This is a genomic window from Hylemonella sp. P2_B10, from assembly GCF_056404875.1.
Window position 1 is genome coordinate 645,981 of record NZ_JBFUDE010000002.1, and the last position, 22,455, is coordinate 668,435.

Sequence of the window (22,455 nt, forward strand, 5' to 3'; positions counted from 1 at the left end):
ATCCGGTTGTCAGGTCGTACCGGGTGGCCTGCGCAGGGCCTGCCACAAGCTGATGCCCTCGGTGACAAAGAACCCCCAAGGCAGGCAAATGACGGCGGGAAGCATCACCAAGCCTGCCGGCACGCCGGAGCCGGCCTTCAGCAGGATGCTGAACAGCAGCACAACCAGGCCCAGGCCCAGCGACCAAAGGCCGACGATGCCCAGCCACTTGAGCACGCCCGTGAAGGCGGCGGGCGGCCAGCCCTCTTTGCGCGTGGCGAGCAACCAGATGCGCCGCCCGGCCAGCAGCGCGACGATCAAGGTGAGCAGCAGCTGGAGGAATCTGGGAACGAATGCCGACAGCATGGGCGGCACCAGGGAGAAGTAACCAAGAAACAGGCCAAAGCTGGAATTCAGAGGAAGCGGGAGATGGACCAGGTTCAGCAGATACGCAAGGATCCGCAATATGGCAACGCCCCCCACGACACCCAGGCAGGCGCCATAAGCAATACTTTTCATGCTGCGTTTATAACGCAGGTTGTGTTCCGTCGGCGAAGTGGCTGCTGTTCAGAACCCCGGTGGCCGCTGCGTATTCACCTTCGCCCAGCCCTCCAGCGCCAGCCCCACATTGGCCAAGGTACCCTCGTCAAACAAGCGGCCGATCAACGTCACCCCATGCGGCACGGTGCGCGGCGGGTTGAACTTTGGCGCCGGCTTGGCCGGGTCAGGCGCCCAGTCGCTGCGCGCCTCGCCCACCTGCACGCTGCCGGTGCGCAGCGTCAGTGAAGGGTGGCCGGTGTTGTTGGAGATGGTCAGCATCTCGCCGCGCAGCGAGGGCACCAGCAGCACGTCCACCTCGGTGAAGATGCGCGCCATCTCCTGCGCCACCAGGCGGCGCAGGCGGTCGGCCTGCACGAAGTCCACGGCCGAGAGAAAGCGCGCCTGGCGGAACAGGTTGGGCCAGGCGTCGGGCACCTGCACCTTGAGTTGGTTAGCGCGGCCGTCCAGCGTGATGTCTTCAAACGCGGCGGCGGCTTCGGCGAACAGCAGCAGGTCGAGGGACTGGTAGGGCCAGTCGGGCAGCGTGATGGGCTTGGCTTGCAGGCCCAGCTTCTTCAGGCCTTCCAGCGCAGCGCGGTCCACATCCGTCGCCGGGTCTTCCTTCATCCAGGCGTCCACGTAGCCGAGCTTGAGGCCTTTCACGCCGGCCTTGGCGTCGAAGTCCAGCTTGGCGGGCACGCTGCCCACGTCATGGCTGTCGGGGCCGGTGATGGCGGCAAGCACCAGCATGGCGTCTTCCACGCTGCGGGTCATGGGGCCCAGCTTGTCCAGCGACCAGCACAGCGTCATGGCGCCGGTGCGGGCCACGCGGCCGAAGGTGGGGCGCAGGCCGGTGATGCCGCAGCGCATGCTGGGGCTGACGATGCTGCCGCCGGTCTCAGAGCCGATGGAAAACGCCACCAGCCCGGCGGCGGTGGCCGAGCCGGGGCCGGCGCTGCTGCCGCTGGAGCCCTCTTCCAGCAGCCAGGGGTTCATGGTCTGGCCGCCAAACCAGACGTCGTTCAGCGCCAGCGCGCCCAGGCTGAGCTTGGCGATCAGCACGGCGCCGGCGGCGTTCAGCCGCTGCACCACGGTGGCGTCTTCCTTCGGCGTGCGCTTGCGGTAGAACTCGGCGCCCCAGGTGGTGGGGATGCCGGCGGTGTCCAGCAAGTCCTTCACGCCATAGGGGATGCCGTGCAGCGGGCCGCGGTATTTGCCGGCGGCGATCTCCGCGTCCGCCTTCTTCGCCTGCGCGATGGCGTGCTGGTCGGTCAGCGTGATGACGCTGCGCAGCTTGCCATCGAGCTGGGCGATGCGGGTGAGGTAGATGCGCGTCAGCCGCTCGGAGCTGAGCTGGCGCTTTTCTATCCAGCGCGAGAGTTGCGTCACCGGGGCGAAGGCGATGTCGGCATCGCTCTTGGGCAGCGGAGCGGGGTTGGCCGCGCTGCGCACGAAGCGCTGGCGCAGCGGGCCGTGCTGCCGCATGCCGGGCAGCACAGGGTTCCACACGGTGGCGGGGGCCACGGCATCGGCCAGCGGCACTTTCTTGGGGCCGGTGCGGCGCTCCAGCATAGCGGCCATGGAGGTGCGCCAGGCGGTGGCGGCCATGGTGCGCTCGGGCGCTGTCAGGCTCACCTGCGCCAGCTTCTCGGCTTCGGCAAAGGTGTTGACGGACACTTCCGGCCCCACCGGGGGCAGCGCGCCGAAGGTGGGCGGCGCGCCGGCAGGCGGCGTGGCGAGGGCGGAGGCTGCGGCTGCCTTGGCATCTGCCTGTGCCTCAGCCAGCGTGGCGCCGGTGGCGGCCAGCAGGCCGAGCGAGGCGGCGGGAGCTTTCACCATGAACTGGCGACGTGTGTTCATTGCGGTTGGCCTGTCTATGGAAGTGGGTGCGCCGGGGGCGGCGGGCAAGCTGCATTCTCACTGAAAACGCCCGCGCCGGCAGGCTAAGTCTGGCAGCGCACAGACCGCCGGGCGCCGCCGCCCTAGGCTGCACCCACAGGAGACACCATGAAACCATCCACCCCACTGATTCGCCATCTGGCCCTTTCCACCTTGATGGCCACCGCATGGCTTGGCAGCGCCGCCTGGGCCCTGCCCGACGCCGCCAAGACAGACGCACAAGCCAACTTCAACAAGGAGATGGCCGTGTGCAAGGAAGGCCGCTCCAACCAGGACCAGCCCACCTGCGAGCGCGAGGCGCGCAATGCACTGGCCGAGGCCAAGAAGGGCCAGCTCGACAACGGCAATGCCAACCTGCGCAAGAACGCCCGCGCCCGCTGCGAGCCACTGACGGGCGATGACCGCAAGGACTGCCTGGCCCGCGCCCGCGGCGAGGGCACGGTGGAAGGCAGCGTGGCTGCCGGCGGCACGCTGAAGGAAACCACCACCATCGTGCCGGGCAAGCCTGCCACCAAGTAGGCCCGGCAGTTCAAGGCGGACCAGGCCGCAGCAGACGACGGCAGGGTCAGCCCCAAGTTGCATTGCAGCAAAAATGGGGGAAACTGGGGGTAAGAAGAACTCCCCAGGAGCCCCCGATGATTTCCACCATGATGGAGCGCCCGCTGTCGCTGAACGACCAGCTGGAGCGCGCCGGCTCGCTGTTCGCGCGCAACACCATCGTCTCGCGCCTGCCCGACAAGTCGTACAAGACGCACACCTATGGCCAGTGGTACCGCCGCACCCGGGCACTTGCCTCCGCGCTGCAAAAGCTGGGCCTGAAGAAGGGCGAGCGCGTGGCCACGCTGAGCTGGAACCACCACGCGCACCTGGAGGCCTACTTCGGCATCCCCGCCGCCGGTGGCGTGATGCACACGCTGAACCTGCGCCTGGCGCCCGACGAGATCGGCTGGATTGCCTGCAATGCGCAAGACCGCTTCATCATCGTCGACGACATCCTGCTGCCGCTGTACAAGCAGTTTGCGCACCTGCACAAGTTTGAGCGGGTCATCGTCTTCCCCTTCAGCGGTGCGCCAGTGGAAAAGGGTTTTGACGACTACGAGGTGTTGCTGGCCAATGCCGACCCGGATGGTTTCGAGTACGCACCGCATGCCGAGACCGACCCGGTGAGCATGTGCTACACCTCGGGCACCACCGGCCGCAGCAAGGGCGTGGTGTATTCGCATCGCTCCACGCTGCTGCACACGCTGGTGGGTTGCATGGGCGACTACTGGGGCCTGAAGGGCACCGACGTGCTGCTGCCGGTGACGCCCATGTTCCACGCCAACGCCTGGGGCACGCCCTATGCGGCGGTGATGGTGGGGCTCAAACTCATCTTCCCCGGCCCGCACCTGGGGCCCAACGACCTGCTGGACCTGATGACGCAGCACCCGCCCACGCTGGCGCTGGGTGTGCCCACCATCTGGATGTCGCTGATACAGACCTACGAGCGCGGGCTGACGGAAGAACCCGGCAAGTGGAAGCTGCCGCCCGGCCTGCGTTCGCTGGTGGGCGGCGCTGCGGTGCCCGAGGCGCTGATACGCGCCTTCCACCGCCACGGCGTGTGGCTGCTGCAGGGCTGGGGCATGACGGAGACATCGCCGCTGGCCACCGTCTCGTACCCGCGCGCCGAACTGGAGAACACCGGCATCGACGAACGCTACCGCCGCGCCGCCATGGCCGGCGTGCCGGTGCCACTGGTGGACGTGCGCATACGCACCGAAGAAGGCGACGCCCCACGGGATGGCAAGACCATGGGCGAGATCCAGGTGCGCGGGCCGTTCATCACCGGCAGCTACCACGAGGTGCCGGTGACGGAAGACAAATTCACCGCCGACGGCTGGCTGCGCACGGGTGACGTGGCAACCATGGACGAGCTGGGCTTTGTGCGCATCACCGACCGCACCAAGGACTTGATCAAGTCCGGCGGCGAGTGGATCAGCTCGGTGGACCTGGAGAACGCGCTGATGGCACACCCGGCGATTGCCGAGGCGGCCGTCATCGCCATCCCCGACGAGAAGTGGAGCGAGCGGCCGCTGGCCTGCATCGTCTTCAAGCCCGGCCAGCTGATCGGCAAGGAAGAGCTGGGCGCGCACCTGATGCAGCACGGCTTTGCCAAGTGGCAGGTGCCGGACCGCTTTGAGGTGATTGACGCGGTGCCGCGCACCTCCACCGGCAAGTTCTGGAAGATCAAGCTGCGCGAGCGCTTTCCCCGCTGATGACCGGGCGAAAATACCAACGCGTGCTGGTCACCGGCGGCAGTGGCGCTGTCGGCCGCCATGTGGTGGACGAGCTGCTGGCGTACGGCTACACCGTGGGCGTGCTGGACCGCGTGGCGCCCCGGCGGGACGTGAGCCGCTTCCATGAAGCCGATGTGCTGGACGCGCACGCCGTGCAACAGGCCGTGGCCGGCGGCTACGACGCTGTGCTGCACGTGGCCGGCATCCCGCACCCGCTGAACGACCCGGCCAAGCGGGTGTTTGATGTGAACGTGAACGGCACCTTCAACGTGCTGGAGGCGGCAGCGCAGGCGGGCATCACCAAACTGGTGTTCACCAGCAGCGAGTCCACGCTGGGCTCGGCCTTTGCCACGCACAACCTGGTGCCGCTTTACCTGCCCATCGACGAGCAGCACCCTAACCGCCCGCAAGACCCCTATGGCCTGAGCAAGGTGGTGTGCGAGCAGATTTGCAAGACCACGTCAGACCGCACCGGCATGCGCACCGTGTGCCTGCGCCCGCCCTGGGTGTGGCTGCCGGAGCCCGAACAACTGCCCTTCTACCGCACGCTGGTGGCGGAGTACCCCAACTGGTTCAAGAACCTGTGGACCTGGGTGCACGCGCAAGACGTCGCCACCGCCCACCGGCTGGCGCTGGAGGTGGATTTGCCGACGCTGCACGAGGCCTTCTTCATCACCGCGCAGGACAACTGGACGGGGCTGGATGCACGGGAGCTGGCGGCGCGGTTCTATCCGCAGGTGACGCAGTTTGCCGAAGGCTACGCCGGGCCGCGCGTATTGATCTCGCATGACAAGGCGGCGCGGTTGCTGGGCTACTCGCCTCGATTCGGCGTGGCTGACTTGCTGGGCTGAGCGATCGCGCTGATTCGCTGGCTGCCGACGCCGCTGGGGCGCGTGGCTACGCGGATGTCCCCCGGGCCTGCGGCCCTCCTCCTTGATTCCGCTCCGCCACACGCCCCAGCGACATCGGGTCAATTGGCACGCGCTGCGCTTGAACGCCGAACGCCAGCACGCCAACCATGATGGCGTTGAACGGCAGGAGGCTACTTCTTCAGCAGCCGGTCCGCATAGTCTTGCCAGTGCGAATCCTTGCTGAGCCCTTCGAACAAGCCTTCAGCCGACAGCCCCGCCACCCACCCATGCTTGGTGGAAATGGCGGCCGCCATGGTGGGATCGAAACCGGCTTCGCGCACCGTCACTGCCGCCTCGGCCATTTCTTCGGAGCGGCGCTTGCCGTGCTGGGCCACGCGGCTGAAGAAGTAGGCGCCTTGCTTGGGCCAGTCGATGCCGGGGAAGGTTTCCTTCATCGTGGCGAGCATGGCCTCTTCCACGCCGTAGTGGCGGGCGGTGGTGTAGCTCTCGATCACCAGCGCCTCCAGCCCCTTGATCATGATGCTGCGGCACATCTTGATGGCCGATGCCACGCCGATCTCTGGCGCCACCGCTGTGGCGTCGCAGCCCAGCGCGCGCAGGGCTTCGGCCAGCTCGGCCGCCTTGGCGCCACCCAGCAGCATGGGCACGGCCAGGCCGTACGGGGGCACGGAGGTCATCACGCCGGCCTCCACATAGTGGGCGCCGATGGCGTCGATCAGTTGTGAAGCCTGGGCCTTGGTGCCGGGTGAGGCGGAATTCAAATCCAGGAAGATGCTGCCGGGGCGCATTTGCTCGGCAGCCTCTTGCGCCACGCTCAGCGTGTTGGACGCGGTGACGGCGGAGATGACCAGGTTGGCCTGGCCGCACAGCGCGGCCATGCTGTCACAGGCGGTGATGCCGGCGGCGGCGGCGTGCGCGCGCTGCTGGGGTGCATCGGCATGCGTGGATGCCAGGCGCAAGTCCCAGGCGCTGACGCTTCCCAGATTCTTCGCTGCCAGAGCCTGGGTGAAGATCTTGCCCACCTCACCATAGCCCACCAGGCCCACGTGCAGGGCCTTGCCTGCCAGGTTTGTCATATGCAGATGCGGGATGCTTGGGTGGCTTACTTCTGCCCGGCGCGGCGCGATACGGCTTCGCCGACGAAGTTGAAGGCGAAGTTCAGCACCTCGTTCATCGTGCGCTCGATGACGTGGCGCTCGGATTCGGTCAGGTAGAACATGAAGTCCACGTCGTGGCGCACATAGCGGGCCGGCAGGCGGTTCAGGGCCACGCAGGCGACGTCGGCCAGCATGTCGGTGCTGAAGTCCTGGTGGTCGGCAGAGCGCCGCACCACTTCCTCAAACACCAGGCGTTCGTAGTAGTTGTGAACCTGCTCGAAATTGCTGATCATGGGGTTGTCTCCAACGGTTCGGGTGAGCGCAAGCGGGGCCGTCTTCTGACTGATTCTTGCACAGAAAGGGGGCGGCGCGGCGGCGCGCGCCTGCACCCCTGCCCTCTTTGGCCCATGCACCAAAACGGGCGGCGCGTAAAGAGTGGTTACGGCAAGCTATGAAACTTGTAGCACGCGGAAAACTGCGCTATAGTCCCCCTCCCGGCCCACTTACAAGACCAGCCACGGCAAGAGCCGACGCCAACAGCAGCGCCAGCAGGAGAACAAGATTGCCATGAGTTCCAAAGACAACGCCGCCATGGGCCAGTTGCTGTCGCTGTTGGAAGCACGTTATGCCATGCGGGTGCTGTGGGCGCTGCGCGATGGCCATGCCCAGACTTTCCGGCTGCTGCAAGACAGTGTGGGCGGCATCACGCCCAACACGCTGAACACCCGCATCAAGGAGTTGCGCGAGGTGGGCCTGCTGACGCATGGCAGCGACGGCTATGTGGTGACGCCGCACGGCGCCGACCTGCTCAAGCGCATGGCCGAGTTGCAGGGCTTTGCCGGCAAGTGGGCCACCGGACTGGCCAAGAAGGCCAAGTAAGCCCGCACCTCCCTGGCTGCCAGCCGGCGCCGGCAGCAAGACCTGCACTGGCATAATTGAGGGTTTCGCCGCCGCGTTTGACTCCTGAGTTCACGCGGCGGAGTCCTTTCACCCACACGCCCAGCGAGGAACCCCCATGAACACCACAGCCACCGGTCTGCAATACGAAGACACCACCGAAGGCAGCGGCGACGAGGCCACCAAAGGCAAGAGCGTCACCGTGCATTACACCGGCTGGCTGTACAACGACGGCCAGCAAGGCGCCAAGTTCGACTCCAGCAAGGACCGCAACGACCCCTTCGTGTTCTCGCTGGGCGCCGGCATGGTGATCCGTGGCTGGGACGAGGGTGTGGCCGGCATGAAGGTGGGCGGCGCGCGCACGCTGATCATCCCCGCAGCTCTGGGCTATGGCGCGCGCGGCGCCGGTGGTGTGATTCCGCCCAACGCGACGCTGAAGTTCGACGTCGAACTGCTGGGCGTTTCGGGCTGAGGCTATTGCGGGGCCCTGGCCCCTCGTTGCCCATCAGGGGGCGGCCACCCTGCCGGTCAGGCCGGCACCCCCCAAAAAACCCTAAAAAGTGCCGATTTGGCGCCCCGCGGGCCTTGAAACACCCGCCTTTGCCCCAAATTCTTTGCGCGTAGCACTTGTTTAATACGCCTACTAGCATGTCAGACAATAACAACCCCAACCCACCCAGTCTTGAAGAGCAATTGGCCGCCCAGGTCGCCAACGAGGCCGGCGCGCTGGCCCAGGCCCAGGCTGACCTGGCCGACCAGAAGGCCAAGAACGCCGATCTGGCCGACCAATACCTGCGCGCCAAGGCTGAAGTCGAAAACGCCCGCCGCCGTGCCGACGAAGAAGTCGCCAAGGCGCGCAAGTTCGCCGTCGAAGGCTTTGCCGAAAGCCTGCTGCCGGTGGCAGACAGCCTGGAGGCCGGCCTGACCATCAAGGACGCCAGCATCGAGCAGGTGCGCGAAGGCGCCCAGGCCACGCTGCGCCAGCTGCTGGCCGCGCTGGAGCGCAACAAGGTTCTGGCCATCAACCCGGCGCCGGGCACCAAGTTCGACCCCCACCAGCACCAGGCCATCAGCGTGGTGCCGGCCCAGCAGGAGCCCAACACCGTGGTGACGGTGCTGCAAAAGGGTTACCTGATCAATGAGCGGGTCTTGCGCCCGGCACTGGTCACCGTCACCGCCGCCCAGTAAGCAGGGCACTCTAAGCATCCAAAAAAACGACTGGAAAAGCTCTCGCCGGCCCTTGAAACCGCAAGAGTTATCCACAAGTTAAGAACATCTGAATTTCTGCATACAGGAGAAGAATCATGGGACGTACCATCGGCATTGACCTCGGCACCACCAACAGCTGCGTGGCCATCATGGAGGGCAACACGCCCAAGGTGATCGAAAACTCGGAAGGCGCGCGCACCACGCCGTCCATCATTGCCTACCTGGAAGGTGGCGAAGTGCTGGTGGGCGCATCCGCCAAGCGCCAGGCCGTGACCAACCCGAAGAACACGCTGTACGCGGTGAAGCGCCTGATCGGCCGCAAGTTCTCCGAGAAGGAAGTGCAGAAGGACATCGACCTGATGCCCTACAAGATCGCTGCCGCCGACAACGGCGACGCCTGGGTGGAAGTGCGCGGCGACAAGCTGGCACCGCAACAGGTCAGCGCCGACATCCTGCGCAAGATGAAAAAGACCGCCGAGGACTACCTGGGCGAGGCCGTCACCGACGCCGTCATCACCGTGCCCGCCTACTTCAACGACGCCCAACGCCAGGCCACCAAGGACGCCGGCCGCATTGCCGGCCTGGACGTCAAGCGCATCATCAACGAGCCCACCGCCGCGGCCCTGGCCTTTGGCCTGGACAAGCAGGAAAAGGGCGACCGCAAGATTGCCGTGTATGACCTGGGCGGCGGCACGTTCGACGTCTCCATCATCGAAATCGCCGATGTCGATGGCGAAAAGCAGTTCGAAGTGCTGTCCACCAACGGCGACACCTTCCTGGGCGGCGAAGACTTCGACCAGCGCATCATCGACTACATCATTGCCGAGTTCAAGAAGGAACAAGGCGTGGACCTGGGCAAGGACGTGCTGGCCCTGCAGCGCCTGAAGGAAGCCGCCGAGAAGGCCAAGATCGAGCTCTCCAGCAGCGCGCAGACCGACATCAACCTGCCCTACGTGACGGCTGACGCCTCCGGTCCCAAGCACCTGAACATCAAGCTGACCCGCTCCAAGCTGGAACAGCTGGTGGAAGAGCTGATCGAGCGCACCATCGCCCCCTGCCGCATGGCCATCAAGGACGCCGGCGTCAGCACCGCTGACATCCACGACGTGATCCTGGTCGGCGGCATGACGCGCATGCCCAAGGTGCAGGAAAAGGTGAAGGAGTTGTTCGGCCGCGAGCCGCGCAAGGACGTCAACCCCGACGAAGCCGTGGCCGTGGGCGCCGCCATCCAGGGCCAGGTGCTGGCCGGCGACCGCAAGGACGTGCTGCTGCTGGACGTCACGCCGCTGTCCCTGGGCATTGAAACCCTGGGCGGGGTGATGACCAAGATGATCACCAAGAACACCACCATCCCGACCAAGTTCGCGCAGACCTTCTCCACCGCCGACGACAACCAGCCGGCCGTGACCATCAAGGTCTACCAGGGCGAGCGCGAGATGGCCACCGGCAACAAGATGCTGGGCGAGTTCAACCTCGAAGGCATCCCGCCGGCCGCGCGCGGCACGCCGCAGATCGAGGTGTCGTTCGACATCGACGCCAACGGCATCCTGCACGTGGGCGCCAAGGACAAGGGCACCGGCAAGGAAAACAAGATCACCATCAAGGCCAACTCGGGCCTGAGCGAAGCTGAGATCCAGCAGATGGTGAAGGACGCCGAGCTGAACGCCGCCGAAGACAAGAAGAAGCTGGAACTGGTGCAGGCCCGCAACACCGCTGACGCCAGCGTGCACAGCGTGAAGAAGAGCCTGACCGAGTACGGCGACAAGCTGGAAGCCGGCGAGAAGGAAAAAATCGAGGCCGCCATCAAGGACGTCGAAGAAGCCTTGAAGGGTGAAGACAAGGCCGTCATCGAGGAAAAGAGCAATGCGCTGATGGCCGCCAGCCAGAAGCTGGGCGAGAAGATGTACGCCGACATGCAGGCCAAGGAAGGCGCTGCGGGTGCTGCTGCAGGTGCCGCTGGCGCCGGTGGCGCGCAGCACGCCGAGGGGGCGTCCCAACAGGCCCCGCACGACGACAACGTGGTGGACGCCGAGGTGAAGGAAGTCAAGAAGGGTTGAGATGGCGGCGCGCCGCGCCATGTTGACTCGCCGCGTGTGTGGGGCCCGCTTGAGCCCGCCACGCGGCGTTTTGCGTGATTGACCAGAGAAGCACAATGGCCAAAAGAGACTTTTACGAAATCCTGGGCGTGCCCAAGAACGCCTCGGAAGACGAGATCAAGAAGGCTTATCGCAAGCTGGCGATGAAGCACCACCCCGACCGAAACCAGGGTGACTCGTCCAAGGTGGCGGAAGAAAAATTCAAAGAGGCCAAAGAGGCCTACGAGATGCTGACGGACGCGCAAAAGCGCGCCGCCTACGACCAGTATGGCCACGCCGGCGTGGACCCGAACATGCGCGGCGGCGGCCCGGGCGCGGAAGGCTTTGGCGGCTTTGCCGAGGCGTTTGGCGACATCTTCGGCGACATGTTTGGCCAGCAGCGCGGCGGCCGCGCCGGCGGCGGGCGCCAGGTGTACCGCGGCAGCGACCTGAGCTATGCGATGGAAGTCACGCTGGAAGAGGCCGCCAAGGGCAAGGACGCGCAGATCCGCATTCCCAGCTGGGACAACTGCGAGACCTGCAAGGGCTCCGGCGCCAAACCGGGCACGCAGGTGAAGACCTGCACCACCTGCAACGGCGCCGGCTCGGTGCAGATGCGCCAGGGCTTCTTCAGCGTGCAGCAGACCTGCCCCAACTGCCGCGGCACGGGCAAGATCATTCCCGAGCCCTGCGTTACCTGCCACGGCCAGGGCAAGGTGAAACGGCAGAAGACGCTGGAGGTGAAGATTCCCGCCGGCATCGACGGCGGCATGCGCATCCGCAGCGCCGGCAACGGCGAGCCGGGCACCAACGGCGGCCCGCCGGGTGACCTGTACATTGAGATCCGCCTGAAGAAACATGACATCTTCGAGCGCGACGGCGACGACCTGCACTGCTCGGTGCCCATCAGCATGGTCACGGCCGCGCTGGGCGGCGAGATCGAGGTGCCCACGCTGGCCGGCAAGGCGGCCATCGACATCCCCGAGGGCACGCAGAACGGCAAGCAGTTCCGCCTGCGCGGCAAGGGCATCAAGGGGGTGCGCTCCAGCTACCCTGGCGACCTGTATTGCCACATCGCCGTGGAGACGCCGGTCAAGCTCAGCGAACACCAGCGCAAGCTGCTGCGCGAGCTGGACGATTCCTTCAAGAAGGGCGGCGGCAAGCACTCGCCCAGCGGTGACAGCTGGACGGACAAGCTGAAGAGCTTCTTCAGCTGATCTGCTTCCAGGTTACGCCTGGACACTTTTGAAACGCCCGGTCACCCGGGCGTTTTGCATTGCAGCGGGGAAATGACCCTGGCATGGCCCACAATCGCTGGCCATGAGGTTGCAGCTGTTTCATGAAAGCGAATTCGCACAATCGCGCCTGACCCCGCAAAGCCAGCGCAATGCGCTGCACCCCGCCGTGCTGGCGGCGGTGGTGGCGTTGTGGGTGGCCGGCGCCAGCAATGTGGCGCTGTGGGGCCACCTGCTGGCACTGCCGGAGGTGGCGGGCAGCCACAAGCTGTGGCTGGGCCTGGACATGCTGGCCATACTCGCCGCCTGTTGCGGCGCGCTGCTGGGCCTGCTGTGCTGGCGCTGGACCTTCAAGCCGGTGGCCACCGTGCTGCTGCTGCTGTGTGCCTGGGGGGCGGACGTGATGTTGCTCAGCCCCGGCCCGGTCAACAGCGCGTTGTTGGCCCAGGCGTTGGACGCCCCGCTGCAAACCTGGCTGGCCAACGGCGTGCTGCAGGGCATTGCCTTGCTGCTGGTGCTGGGCGTGGCGCCCGTGGTGTGGCTGTGGCGCGTGCCGGTGCGCCGGCTGTCGCTGCGCCGCAATGCGCAGCACAACGGCGTGCTGCTGGCGGTGTGCGCGGCGGTCTTCATCTTCGCCAGCCTGCTGTTTCACCAGATGCCGGAGCACCAGCAGATGCGCGAGCTGTTCAACCCGATGAGCCTGGTGCATGGGCTGGCCCGGGCACCAGCGACAACCACCGAGTCAATCAAACAAGCTGCCCTGCCCCGACAGCAGTGAAGGCCTGAAGCGGCTCATGTCCACCTCCACCCGGTCACGGTTGAAGCCCAGCCGGGCGGTGGCTTTCTCAAAGCGCTGGCGCAGGAAGTCCGACCACAGGCCGGTGCCCTTCATGCGTTTGCCGAAGGTGGCGTCATAGTCCTTGCCGCCCCGCATTTCCTGGATGCGCGCCATCACCCGCTGCGCGCGCTGCGGGTAATGCAGCTCCAGCCATTGGTGGAACAGCGGGTTGACCTCCCACGGCAGGCGCACCACGTTGTAGAAGGCGCGGCGCGCGCCGGCATCCCAGGCGGCCTCCAGCACCTGCTCCATGTCCTCGGTGATGAAGGGGATGTGCGGCGCCACGCTGACGCCCACCGGCACACCCGCCTCGGCCAGCGTGCGGATCACGCGGATGCGCCGGTGCGGCGCGGCGGCCCGCGGCTCCAGCTTGCGCGCCAACGCGCCGTCCAGCGTGGTGATGCTGACGTACACCGCCGCCAGCCTGTCGTGCGCCATCTCGGCCAGCAGATCCAGGTCGCGCTCCACGCCCGAGCCCTTGGTGATGATGGCCAGCGGGTGGCGCGCCCGTGCCAACACCTCCACCGCACCGCGGGTGATGCGAAGTTCGCGCTCCACCGGCTGGTAGCCGTCGGTGGCGGAGCCGATCACCATGGGGTGCATCACGTAGCTGCGCGCGCTGATCTCGCGCGCCAGCAACTCGGGCAGGTTGCGCTTGGCAATGATCTTGGTTTCAAAGTCCAGGCCGGGCGACAGGTTCAGGTAGCTGTGGGTGGGTCGGGCAAAGCAGTAGACGCAGCCGTGCTCGCAGCCACGGTAAGGGTTCAGCGCGTGGTCGAAATAGATGTCGGGCGATTCGTTCTTGCTGATGACGCTCTTGGCGTCTTCAAAGCGCACCTCGGTCTGCAGGGCGACGCGCTCCTCGCGGGCGTCGTCGTCCAGCGTGCCCCAGCCGTCGTCAAAATCGCCACGCGCGTCTTTCTCGAAGCGGTGGGCAATGCGCGTGGCGGTGCCCCGGCCCTTGATGGCCTGCACGGGGATGCGCACTTCGGTCATGGTCTTGCGGCTTTAGAATAACTGTATGAAATTACAGTATATGCCCGACGCCTAGAATTCGCAAACAGGGGGCCTGCAAGCCCCTTCGTTATTCATGCCCAGCCCCATGCAAGCACCAGCGCTCCCGCCCTACCTGACCGCCGCGTTCTACAAGTTCGTGGCGCTGGCGGATGCTGACGCACTGCGCGAGCCGTTGCTGGCACGCTGCGAGGCGCTGGGCGTGCAGGGCCTGGTTTTGCTGGCGCACGAGGGCATCAACGGCACCGTGGCCGGCACGCCGGACGCCGTGCAGGCGCTGCTGGCCTGGCTGCGCAGCGACCCGCGCCTGGCCGACCTGCAGCACAAGGAGGGCTTTGCGCAGCGCGCGCCCTTCCACCGCATGAAGGTGCGGCTGAAGCGTGAGATCGTCACCATGAACCAGCCCGACCTGCAGCCCATGACCCAGGCCGGCACCTACGTGAAGCCACAGGACTGGAACCAGCTGATCCAGGACCCGGACGTGCTGCTGATCGACACCCGCAACGACTACGAGGTGGACGTGGGCACGTTCCAGGGTGCCGTGGACCCGCGCATCCAGAATTTCTCCGAACTGCCGGCCTGGCTGGACAGCCTGCCTGTGCTGAAGAAGAAGCCCAAGGTGGCGATGTTCTGCACCGGCGGCATACGCTGCGAAAAGTCCACCGCCTACCTGCGCGCCCAGGGGTTCGACGAGGTGTACCACCTGGAAGGCGGCATCCTCAAGTACCTGGAAACCGTGCCGCAAGAGGTGAGCCTGTGGCAGGGCGAATGCTTCGTGTTCGACGAACGCGTGGCCGTGGGCCATGGCCTGCAACCCGGCACGCACGAGCTGTGCCGCGCCTGCCGCGACCCCGTCAGCCCGGCGGACAAGGCCTCGCCGCTGTATGTGCACGGCATCAGCTGCCCGCGCTGCCACGGTAACAAGACGCCTGAGCAAAAGGCGCGCGCCATTGCACGCCAGAAACAGGTGGAGCTGGCCAACGCGCGCCAGCAAACGCACATTGGTGATGCTGCACGTGTCGCCCTGACTCCCAATTGACCTGTTCACACATGGCCAGGGATCGGAACACTGAAACGCGGGCCACCTTCACGCTGGAGCCGCAGGCCGCCCAGCACGCGGCGGCCATGTTCCCGCTGCTGGCCGACACCACGCTCTACGCCTACGTGGACCAGCCGCCCCCGGCCAGCGAAGCCGCACTGCGCGAGCGCTTCGCGCGGCTGGAGTCGCGCCAATCGCCCGACGGCAGCCAGCAGTGGCTGAACTGGGTCATCCGTTTACAAAATGGGCTGCCCAATGGTGACCTGGCCGGCTACGTGCAAGCCACCGTGTATGCGGACGCCAGCGCCAACATCGCCTATGTGCTGGGCAGCGCCTTCATGGGCCGAGGCCTTGCGCGGCAAGCGGTGGTGCAGATGCTGGACATGCTGGCGAATCAACACGCCGTGCAACTGGCCTTTGCCACCGTGGACGAACGCAACACGCGTTCGCTGCGGCTGCTGCATGCGCTGGGCTTTGCCGAGGCCAACGCCACCGGCCTCAGCGGTCACCCCACACCGCAGCCGGGGGACGTGCTGCTGACGCGGCCGCTGCGCACCGGGCCACGCTGATGAACCGCACCGTCTACATCCGCCCGCCGCGGCTGGATGACGAGAAAGCCTTCCTCGCCGCTGCGCGCGCCAGCAGGCAATTGCACGGCGCCTGGGTCATCCCACCCACCACGCCCATACGCTACCGCGACTACTTGGTCAAGATGGCCCTGCCCAACAACCAGGCCTTCCTGGTGGTGCACCGAGAAACCGAGGCGCTGGTGGGCGTGCTGAACATCACCAACATGGTGATGGGCGGTTTTCGCAGCGCCTTCCTGGGCTATTACGCCTTTGCCGGTTACGCCGGCCAGGGCCTGATGCAGGCCGGCATGCGGCTGATGCTGCGCCAGGCCTTCACACGCCTCAAATTGCACCGCATCGAGGCCAACATCCAGCCCGACAACGCGCCCTCCATCGCGCTGGCCAAGCGCTGCGGCTTCCAGTTGGAAGGCTATTCGCCGCGCTACCTGAAGATCAACGGCCGCTGGCGCGACCATGAGCGCTGGGCCATTGTGGCGGACTGAGCCGCGCGCCGAGCGAAAGGTTTGAACATGACACGCTTCGCAGGAAAAACCGCGCTGGTCACCGGCGGCAGCCAGGGCATAGGCCTCGCGGTGGTGCTGCGCCTGCTGCGCGAGGGGGCCATCGTGGTCACCTGCGGGCGCTCTGCCGACAAGTGGCAGGCCGCGTTGCAACAGCACCCTGAGTTGGTCGCCGTGGACTTCGCACAACTGGACACGGCCAACGCTGATGCACTGACCGCCTGGTTCACCCACCTGAAGCAGAAGTTCGGCACGCTGGACATCGCCGTCAACAACGCCGCCGGCAACTCACGCGCCGCCAGGCTGGTGGACATGCCCGACGCCGACATGAAGGCCATGCTGGACAGCGCGCTGTTAGCACCCATGCGCTGCCTGAAGGAAGAACTCGGGCTGATGACCGACAAGGGCGGCGCCATCGTCAACGTGTCCTCCGTCAACGGCCTGCGCGCCACACCCGGCGCCAGCACCTACAGCGCCGCCAAGCACGGTATCGAAGGCCTGACCAAGTCACTGGCGCTGGAGTACGCCGACAAAGGCATACGCATCAACGCCGTCGCGCCTGGACCTATCCTGACGCCGCGCTGGCAAGCGCGGATCGACGCCGCCGGGCCGGATGCCAATCTCAAAGGGCAAGTGGAAGCTGCGGTGCCGCTGAAGCGCTTCGGCACCGCCGACGAGGTGGCCAGCGCCATCCTGTGGCTGTGCTCGGACGAGGCCAGCTATGTGCTGGGGCATACGCTGGTGGTGGATGGGGGGCTGGCGCAGGCCTAACTGTTTGAGTATCCTCCCCACCAAATGGGAGGACCTCCATGGGTCGATTGGCTATTGCACTCTTGCTCGCCTTGCTGGCTGTTGTGCCAGCAGAAGGTCAGCAGAAACAATTCATTGATACCGCTGCGCAATGCCAGGAGTTAGGCGGTCACTGGGAACCAGAGCCAGAGGGATGGAGCTGGTATCGACATCAATGCATCGTCCACACCGAACCCAAGAGCTGCGCCCGCATAGGCGGCTACTGGCGCCTGAACGAGCCAGCCGGGTCGCTCGACATGATTTGCATGTTGCCGCACAGCAAAACCGGCGAGTTGAGCATGTGCACAGATCGGGGTGGTATCTGGCTGGAACAGCATCAGATGTGTGCGCCGCGCGCGGAATCAGAGGCCTGCCAAGTCAAAGGCGGTCAACTGCAACCGATAGGTGGCATGGTTCGCACCAAGGCCGGCCTGTACTGCGAGGTACCCGCCCCTGATGCAGGAAAAGCCTGCCAGAACAGTGGGGAATGCGCCTACGGATGTCAGCTTGAAGGGCAGCCGGATTCCGAAGGCAGAAGGCCGGGCAAGTGCAAACGCAGCAACAAGTTTCAGGGATGCACAGTCCACGTCCGGGACGGCAAACCGATCAGCCAGGTTTGCATCTAGCCATGGCCAGTCAAACGTACTGATTCGTCACATCCATCAACCGCGCCCGCGCCTCCGCATACTCCCGCTTCAACTGCGCAATGTACTCGCCAGCACCCTGCACCTTGCCGACGCCACCAATCCCCTGCCCGCAGCCCCAGATGTCCTTCCACGCCTTCTTGGCGCTTTCGCCGCCGCCGAAGTTCATGGTCTTGACGTCGCCTTCGGGCAGGTTGTCGGGGTCCATGCCGGCGGCGCGGATGCTGGGGGCGAGGTAGTTGCCGTGCACGCCGGTGAACAGGCTGCTGTAGACGATGTCGTCTGAATTGCCTTCCACAATCGCCTGCTTGTAGGCTTCGCTGGCGCGCGCTTCTTCGGTGGCGATGAAGGCCGAGCCGATGTAGGCGAAGTCCGCGCCCATGGCCTGGGCGGCCAGCACGCCGGCGCCGGTGGAGATGGCGCCGCTCAGCGCGATGGGGCCGTCGAACCACTGGCGCAATTCCTGCATCAGCGCGAACGGGCTCTTCACGCCCGCGTGGCCGCCGGCACCGGCCGCCACCGGGATCAGGCCGTCCGCGCCCTTCTCGATCGCCTTGCGGGCAAACTTGTTGTTGATGACATCGTGCAGCACCACGGCACCGTAGCTGTGGGCGGCGGCGTTGATGTCTTCGCGCGCGCCCAGTGACGTGATGTAGACCGGCACCTTGTACTTGACGCACATCTCCATGTCGTGCTCCAGCCGGTCATTGCTCTTGTGCACGATCTGGTTGATGGCGAAGGGCGCGGCGGGCTTGTTGGGGTTGGCCTTGTTGTAGGCGGCCAGCGTCTCGGTGATCTCGGCCAGCCATTCGTCCAATTGGGACGCCGGGCGGGCGTTCAGCGCCGGCATGGCGCCCACCACACCGGCGATGCACTGGGCGATCACCAGCTTGGGGTTGCTGATGATGAACAGCGGCGAGCCGATGACGGGCAGTTGCAGCGTGTTGAAGACGGCGGGCAGTCGGGACATGGGGTGGGGCCTTGTGCGTTGGGGTTGCGAGAGGGGAATGTTTTTGTCTTGCGGCCATTCTGGCCAACAACACCCGTCGCCGTTGTTCCGCAGGCGACAGAGGTTGCTATGGTTTCAGGAGCAAGTCTGAAACCGGCTTCAGAATGCGTCCAGCGCCAGCGCGGTGACGCTGTCGGCGCCTTCCACGATGGCGTCGCGCATGCTGGGCGCCTTGCTCAACAGGTGGTCGGCGTAAAAGCGGGCGGTGATGATCTTGGCCTGCATGAAGGCGGTGTCTTCACCCTTGGCCAGCAGCGCCTGCGCGGCCATCAGCGCACGCGCCATCTGCCAGCCGGCCATCAAGTTGCCGGCCAGCATCAAGTAAGGCACGCTGCCGGCGTAGGCCGCATTCGGGCTGGCCTTGCTGCTGCCGGCGATGAAGTCCACCACGTCCACGAATGCCTCGCGCGCGGCCTTCAGGCGCTTGGCCACGGCCAATGCGTCGGCGCTGCCCTGCTTCGTCAGCTCGGCCTCGGTGGTGGCGATCTGCCCGGCAATGGCCTTGGCCGTCTGGCCGCCATCGCGCGCGGTCTTGCGGCCCACCAGGTCGTTGGCCTGGATGGCGGTGGTGCCTTCGTAGATGGTCAAGATCTTGGCGTCGCGGTAATACTGCGCGGCGCCGGTCTCTTCGATGAAGCCCATGCCGCCGTGCACCTGCACGCCCAGCGAGGTCACCTCCAGACTCATCTCCGTGCTGTAGCCCTTGATCAGCGGCACCATGAATTCATAAAACGTCTGGTTCTGCTTGCGCACCTCGGCGTCCGGGTGGTGGTGGGCCGCGTCGTAAGCGGCAGCGCCCACGGTGGCCATGGCTCGGCAGCCCTCCACATAGGCACGCATGGTCATCAGCATGCGGCGCACGTCCGGGTGATGGATGATGGGCGCGCTGGTGGCCATGGAGCCATCCACCGGGCGGCTCTGCACCCGATCGCGGGCGAAGGTGGCGGCCTTCTGGTAGGCGCGCTCGGCAATCGCAATGCCCTGCACGCCAACGCCAAAGCGCGCGGCGTTCATCATGATGAACATGTATTCCAGGCCGCGGTTTTCCTGGCCCACCAGGTAGCCGATGGCGCCGCCGTGGTCGCCGTATTGCAAGACCGCTGTCGGGCTGGCCTTGATGCCCATCTTGTGCTCGATGCTGACACAGTGCACGTCGTTGCGCGCGCCCAGCGTTCCATCCTTGTTGACCATGAATTTGGGCACCACGAACAGGCTGATACCCTTCACGCCCGCTGGCGCGCCGGTCACCCGGGCCAGCACCAGGTGCACGATGTTCTCGGCCATGTCGTGCTCACCCCAGGTGATGAAGATCTTAGTGCCAAACACCTTGTAGGTGCCGTCGGGCTGCGGCTCGGCGCGGCTGCGCACCATGGCCAGGTCGCTGCCGGCCTGCGGCTCGGTCAGGTTCATGGTGCCGGTCCACTCACCGCTGACGATTCTCTCCAGGTAGGTGGCCTTCAGCTCGTCCGAGCCGGCCGTCAGCAGCGCCTCGATGGCGCCATCGCTGAGCAGTGGGCACAGTGCAAAGCTCATGTTGGCCGAGTTCTGCATTTCGCCGCACGAGGCGCCTATGGTCTTGGGCAGGCCCTGGCCGCCAAAGTCGGTGGGGTGCTGCAGGCCCTGCCAGCCGCCTTCGGCGAACTGCTTGTAGGCTTCCTTGAAGCCGGGGGTGGCGGTGACCACGCCATTCTTCAAGCTGGAGGGGTGGGTGTCGCCGGCCACGTTCAGCGGGCTGAGCACGCCCTCGTTGAACTTGGCAGCCTCTTCCAGCACGGCCTGCGCAGTGTCGAAGCCGGCGTCTTCAAAGCCCGGCATCCTGGCGATCTGTTCGATGTCGGCCAGGTGCTGGATGGCAAACAGCATGTCCTTGACGGGGGCTTTGTAGCTCATGGGGTGTCTCCAGATGTCGTCACTTGTTGTCTGTGCCCCGGCTGCGCAGAGGCACAGGCAACAAGGGCATCCCTGGGGATGCCCTGCTGTCACACCAGCGCTTACAGCGCGGCAACCAGCTCCGGCACGGCGACGAACAGGTCCGCCTCCAGGCCGTAATCAGCCACGCTGAAAATGGGCGCCTCGGGGTCCTTGTTGATGGCCACGATAACCTTGCTGTCCTTCATGCCGGCCAGATGCTGGATGGCGCCGCTGATGCCGGCGGCAATGTACAGCTGCGGCGCGACGATCTTGCCGGTCTGGCCCACTTGCCAGTCGTTGGGGGCGTAGCCCGCATCCACGGCGGCGCGCGAGGCACCCAGTGCGGCGCCCAGCTTGTCGGCCAGCGGCGTCATCACTTCGGTGAACTTCTCGGCCGAGCCCAGGGCGCGGCCACCGGAGACGATGATCTTGGCGGCGGTCAACTCGGGGCGGTCGTTCTTGGCGATCTCGCTGCCCACAAAGCTGGCCTTGGCGCTGGCGGCCACGGCGGCCACGGTTTCCACGGCGGCGCTGCCACCGGTGGCAGCAGCGGCGTCAAAGCCGGTGGTGCGCACGGTCAGCACTTTGGTGGCATCCAGGCTCTGAACGGTGGCGATGGCGTTGCCGGCGTAGATGGGGCGCTCAAACGTGTCGGCGCTGTCCACCTTGATCACGTCGCTGATCTGGCCCACGTCCAGCTTGGCGGCCACGCGCGGGGCCACGTTCTTGCCACCGGCGGTGGCGGGGAACAGGATGTGGCTGTAGTTGCTGGCAATGGCCAGCACCTGGGCGGCCACGTTTTCCGCCAGGCCATGGGCCAGGGCGTCGCTGTCGGCGTGCAGCACCTTGGTGACGCCGGCAATCTGCGCAGCGGCAGCGGCAGCAGCGGCGGCATTGCTGCCGGCCACCAGCACGTGCACGTCACCGCCGCATTTGGCGGCAGCCGTGACGGTGTTCAGCGTGGCGGGCTTGATGGATGCGTTGTCGTGTTCGGCAATAACGAGTGCGGTCATGATCAGATCACCTTAGCTTCATTCTTGAGTTTCGCGACCAGCGTGGCCACATCGGGCACCTTTATGCCGGCGCTGCGCTTGGGCGGCTCGCTGACCCTCAGCGTCTTGATGTGCTGCTTGACGTCCACGCCCAGGTCTTCCGGCTTGAAGACGTCCAACTGCTTCTTCTTCGCCTTCATGATGTTGGGCAGCGTCACATAGCGCGGCTCGTTCAGGCGCAGGTCGGTGGTGATGACGGCAGGCAACGTGATGGACAGCGTTTCCAGGCCGCCGTCCACTTCGCGCGTGACCGAGGCCTTGCCATCCGCCACTTCCACCTTGCTGGCGAAGGTGGCTTGCGGCAGGTCGGCCAGCGCGGCCAGCATCTGGCCGGTCTGGTTGCAGTCGTCGTCGATGGCCTGCTTGCCCAGGATCACCAGGCCGGGCTGTTCCTTGTCCACCAGGGCCTTCAGCAGCTTGGCCACGGCCAGTGGCTGCAGTTCCTCGGTGGTTTCGACCAGGATGCCGCGGTCGGCGCCGATGGCCATGGCGGTGCGCAGCGTTTCCTGGCACTGGGCCACGCCGCAAGAGACGGCGATGACTTCGGTCACCATGCCCTTTTCCTTCAGGCGCACGGCCTCTTCCACGGCGATTTCGTCAAACGGGTTCATGCTCATTTTGACGTTGGCGATGTCTACACCGGTGTTGTCCGACTTGACGCGGACCTTGACGTTGTAGTCCACCACCCGTTTGACGGCTACCAGGACTTTCATGCTGCCACTCCAGAGATGTTGCGGATTCGAGGGATCAATTGACGTGCACGTCAACCGAACGATTCTATGCGGCGCGGCCGGCACGCCGACGTACCCGCCCCACCAAGCAGGGTCATCCGATAAAATAGAACGACCGTGCTTTTTCTCATTATAGCCATGAACAGCGGTCGCGCAATTAACCGACCATGCGGTTGGTTAATTGGGGTAAGTCAGGACGCGGCCGCACGGGCAATGCCCTTATAGTCCCCTGCAACCTCTGCCATTTAGAAACGGAAAA

At 65.6% G+C, this 22,455-nt stretch carries 23 protein-coding genes; 14 read left to right on the top strand and 9 right to left on the bottom strand.

Annotated features, from left to right (window positions below):
- Positions 1–9: 9 nt before the first annotated feature.
- Together AC1DX2_RS10805 and AC1DX2_RS10810 are read right to left on the bottom strand one after the other, a co-directional pair.
- Positions 10–498, bottom strand: a complete 489-nt coding sequence (locus tag AC1DX2_RS10805; protein WP_477196344.1) for a hypothetical protein — start codon at positions 496–498, stop codon at positions 10–12.
- A gap of 48 nt (positions 499–546) precedes the next feature.
- On the bottom strand, positions 547–2,379 hold the full coding sequence (locus tag AC1DX2_RS10810) for an amidase (RefSeq protein WP_477196345.1): 1,833 nt from the start codon (positions 2,377–2,379) through the stop codon (positions 547–549).
- Between the two features lie 147 nt (positions 2,380–2,526).
- Here AC1DX2_RS10810 and AC1DX2_RS10815 point away from each other — a divergent pair, with 147 nt between their 5' ends.
- From AC1DX2_RS10815 to AC1DX2_RS10825, 3 genes are all read left to right on the top strand, one after another.
- A complete protein-coding gene (locus tag AC1DX2_RS10815; protein WP_477196346.1) occupies positions 2,527–2,937 on the top strand; it encodes a hypothetical protein in 411 nt (136 codons plus the stop codon).
- A gap of 116 nt (positions 2,938–3,053) precedes the next feature.
- Positions 3,054–4,673, top strand: a complete 1,620-nt coding sequence (locus tag AC1DX2_RS10820) for a long-chain-fatty-acid--CoA ligase (protein ID WP_477196347.1) — start codon at positions 3,054–3,056, stop codon at positions 4,671–4,673.
- Positions 4,673–5,545 (top strand): NAD-dependent epimerase/dehydratase family protein, encoded by an 873-nt coding sequence (locus AC1DX2_RS10825; protein ID WP_477196348.1) that lies wholly within the window; start codon positions 4,673–4,675, stop codon positions 5,543–5,545. Before AC1DX2_RS10820 ends, AC1DX2_RS10825 begins: the two co-directional genes overlap by 1 nt.
- Before the next feature lie 191 nt (positions 5,546–5,736).
- Here AC1DX2_RS10825 and AC1DX2_RS10830 read toward each other — a convergent pair whose 3' ends face one another.
- Together AC1DX2_RS10830 and AC1DX2_RS10835 are read right to left on the bottom strand one after the other, a co-directional pair.
- Complete coding sequence (locus AC1DX2_RS10830) at positions 5,737–6,642, bottom strand: NAD(P)-dependent oxidoreductase (protein WP_477196349.1); 906 nt, start codon at positions 6,640–6,642, stop codon at positions 5,737–5,739.
- 26 nt (positions 6,643–6,668) lie between these two features.
- Positions 6,669–6,956 (bottom strand): late competence development ComFB family protein, encoded by a 288-nt coding sequence (locus AC1DX2_RS10835; RefSeq protein ID WP_477196350.1) that lies wholly within the window; start codon positions 6,954–6,956, stop codon positions 6,669–6,671.
- A gap of 274 nt (positions 6,957–7,230) precedes the next feature.
- Between AC1DX2_RS10835 and AC1DX2_RS10840 the strand changes: the two genes are divergently transcribed.
- From AC1DX2_RS10840 to AC1DX2_RS10865, 6 genes are all read left to right on the top strand, one after another.
- Positions 7,231–7,542: a winged helix-turn-helix transcriptional regulator gene (locus AC1DX2_RS10840; RefSeq protein WP_477196351.1), complete on the top strand. Its 312-nt coding sequence runs from the start codon at positions 7,231–7,233 to the stop codon at positions 7,540–7,542.
- Between the two features lie 136 nt (positions 7,543–7,678).
- On the top strand, positions 7,679–8,032 hold the full coding sequence (locus AC1DX2_RS10845; protein WP_477196352.1) for an FKBP-type peptidyl-prolyl cis-trans isomerase: 354 nt from the start codon (positions 7,679–7,681) through the stop codon (positions 8,030–8,032).
- Positions 8,033–8,208: 176 nt separating this feature from the next.
- Positions 8,209–8,748, top strand: a complete 540-nt coding sequence (gene grpE / locus AC1DX2_RS10850; protein WP_477196353.1) for a nucleotide exchange factor GrpE — start codon at positions 8,209–8,211, stop codon at positions 8,746–8,748.
- Positions 8,749–8,864: 116 nt separating this feature from the next.
- Complete coding sequence (gene dnaK, locus AC1DX2_RS10855; protein WP_477196354.1) at positions 8,865–10,826, top strand: molecular chaperone DnaK; 1,962 nt, start codon at positions 8,865–8,867, stop codon at positions 10,824–10,826.
- A 95-nt stretch (positions 10,827–10,921) separates the two neighbouring features.
- Complete coding sequence (dnaJ, locus tag AC1DX2_RS10860; protein ID WP_477196355.1) at positions 10,922–12,061, top strand: molecular chaperone DnaJ; 1,140 nt, start codon at positions 10,922–10,924, stop codon at positions 12,059–12,061.
- A gap of 103 nt (positions 12,062–12,164) precedes the next feature.
- Positions 12,165–12,857, top strand: a complete 693-nt coding sequence (locus tag AC1DX2_RS10865) for a phosphoethanolamine transferase domain-containing protein (protein ID WP_477196356.1) — start codon at positions 12,165–12,167, stop codon at positions 12,855–12,857.
- Here AC1DX2_RS10865 and AC1DX2_RS10870 read toward each other — a convergent pair.
- Positions 12,822–13,913 (bottom strand): PA0069 family radical SAM protein, encoded by a 1,092-nt coding sequence (locus AC1DX2_RS10870; RefSeq protein ID WP_477196357.1) that lies wholly within the window; start codon positions 13,911–13,913, stop codon positions 12,822–12,824. The genes AC1DX2_RS10865 and AC1DX2_RS10870 overlap by 36 nt on opposite strands.
- A gap of 106 nt (positions 13,914–14,019) precedes the next feature.
- Here AC1DX2_RS10870 and trhO point away from each other — a divergent pair, with 106 nt between their 5' ends.
- From trhO to AC1DX2_RS10895, 5 genes are read left to right on the top strand one after another with little or no spacing between them, the layout of a single operon-like run.
- The gene (trhO, locus tag AC1DX2_RS10875) at positions 14,020–14,970 is read left to right on the top strand and encodes an oxygen-dependent tRNA uridine(34) hydroxylase TrhO (RefSeq protein ID WP_477196358.1); all 951 of its coding nucleotides are present in this window, start codon (positions 14,020–14,022) and stop codon (positions 14,968–14,970) included.
- A gap of 11 nt (positions 14,971–14,981) precedes the next feature.
- Entirely contained in the window at positions 14,982–15,539 is a 558-nt protein-coding gene (locus AC1DX2_RS10880) for a GNAT family N-acetyltransferase (RefSeq protein ID WP_477196359.1), read from the top strand.
- Positions 15,539–16,042 (top strand): GNAT family N-acetyltransferase, encoded by a 504-nt coding sequence (locus AC1DX2_RS10885; RefSeq protein ID WP_477196360.1) that lies wholly within the window; start codon positions 15,539–15,541, stop codon positions 16,040–16,042. The genes AC1DX2_RS10880 and AC1DX2_RS10885 overlap by 1 nt, the downstream gene beginning before the upstream one ends.
- A gap of 27 nt (positions 16,043–16,069) precedes the next feature.
- The gene (locus AC1DX2_RS10890) at positions 16,070–16,831 is read left to right on the top strand and encodes an SDR family NAD(P)-dependent oxidoreductase (protein WP_477196361.1); all 762 of its coding nucleotides are present in this window, start codon (positions 16,070–16,072) and stop codon (positions 16,829–16,831) included.
- Positions 16,832–16,869: 38 nt separating this feature from the next.
- Complete coding sequence (locus AC1DX2_RS10895) at positions 16,870–17,475, top strand: hypothetical protein (protein ID WP_477196362.1); 606 nt, start codon at positions 16,870–16,872, stop codon at positions 17,473–17,475.
- Positions 17,476–17,485: 10 nt separating this feature from the next.
- Here the strand turns inward: AC1DX2_RS10895 and AC1DX2_RS10900 are convergent, their stop codons facing one another.
- The 4 genes from AC1DX2_RS10900 to AC1DX2_RS10915 form a co-directional block, all read right to left on the bottom strand.
- Positions 17,486–18,463, bottom strand: a complete 978-nt coding sequence (locus tag AC1DX2_RS10900; protein WP_477196363.1) for an NAD(P)H-dependent flavin oxidoreductase — start codon at positions 18,461–18,463, stop codon at positions 17,486–17,488.
- Between the two features lie 138 nt (positions 18,464–18,601).
- Complete coding sequence (locus tag AC1DX2_RS10905; RefSeq protein WP_477196364.1) at positions 18,602–20,392, bottom strand: acyl-CoA dehydrogenase; 1,791 nt, start codon at positions 20,390–20,392, stop codon at positions 18,602–18,604.
- 101 nt (positions 20,393–20,493) lie between these two features.
- Complete coding sequence (locus AC1DX2_RS10910) at positions 20,494–21,426, bottom strand: electron transfer flavoprotein subunit alpha/FixB family protein (RefSeq protein WP_477196365.1); 933 nt, start codon at positions 21,424–21,426, stop codon at positions 20,494–20,496.
- Positions 21,427–21,428: 2 nt separating this feature from the next.
- The gene (locus tag AC1DX2_RS10915) at positions 21,429–22,178 is read right to left on the bottom strand and encodes an electron transfer flavoprotein subunit beta/FixA family protein (protein WP_477196366.1); all 750 of its coding nucleotides are present in this window, start codon (positions 22,176–22,178) and stop codon (positions 21,429–21,431) included.
- Positions 22,179–22,455 lie beyond the last annotated feature (277 nt).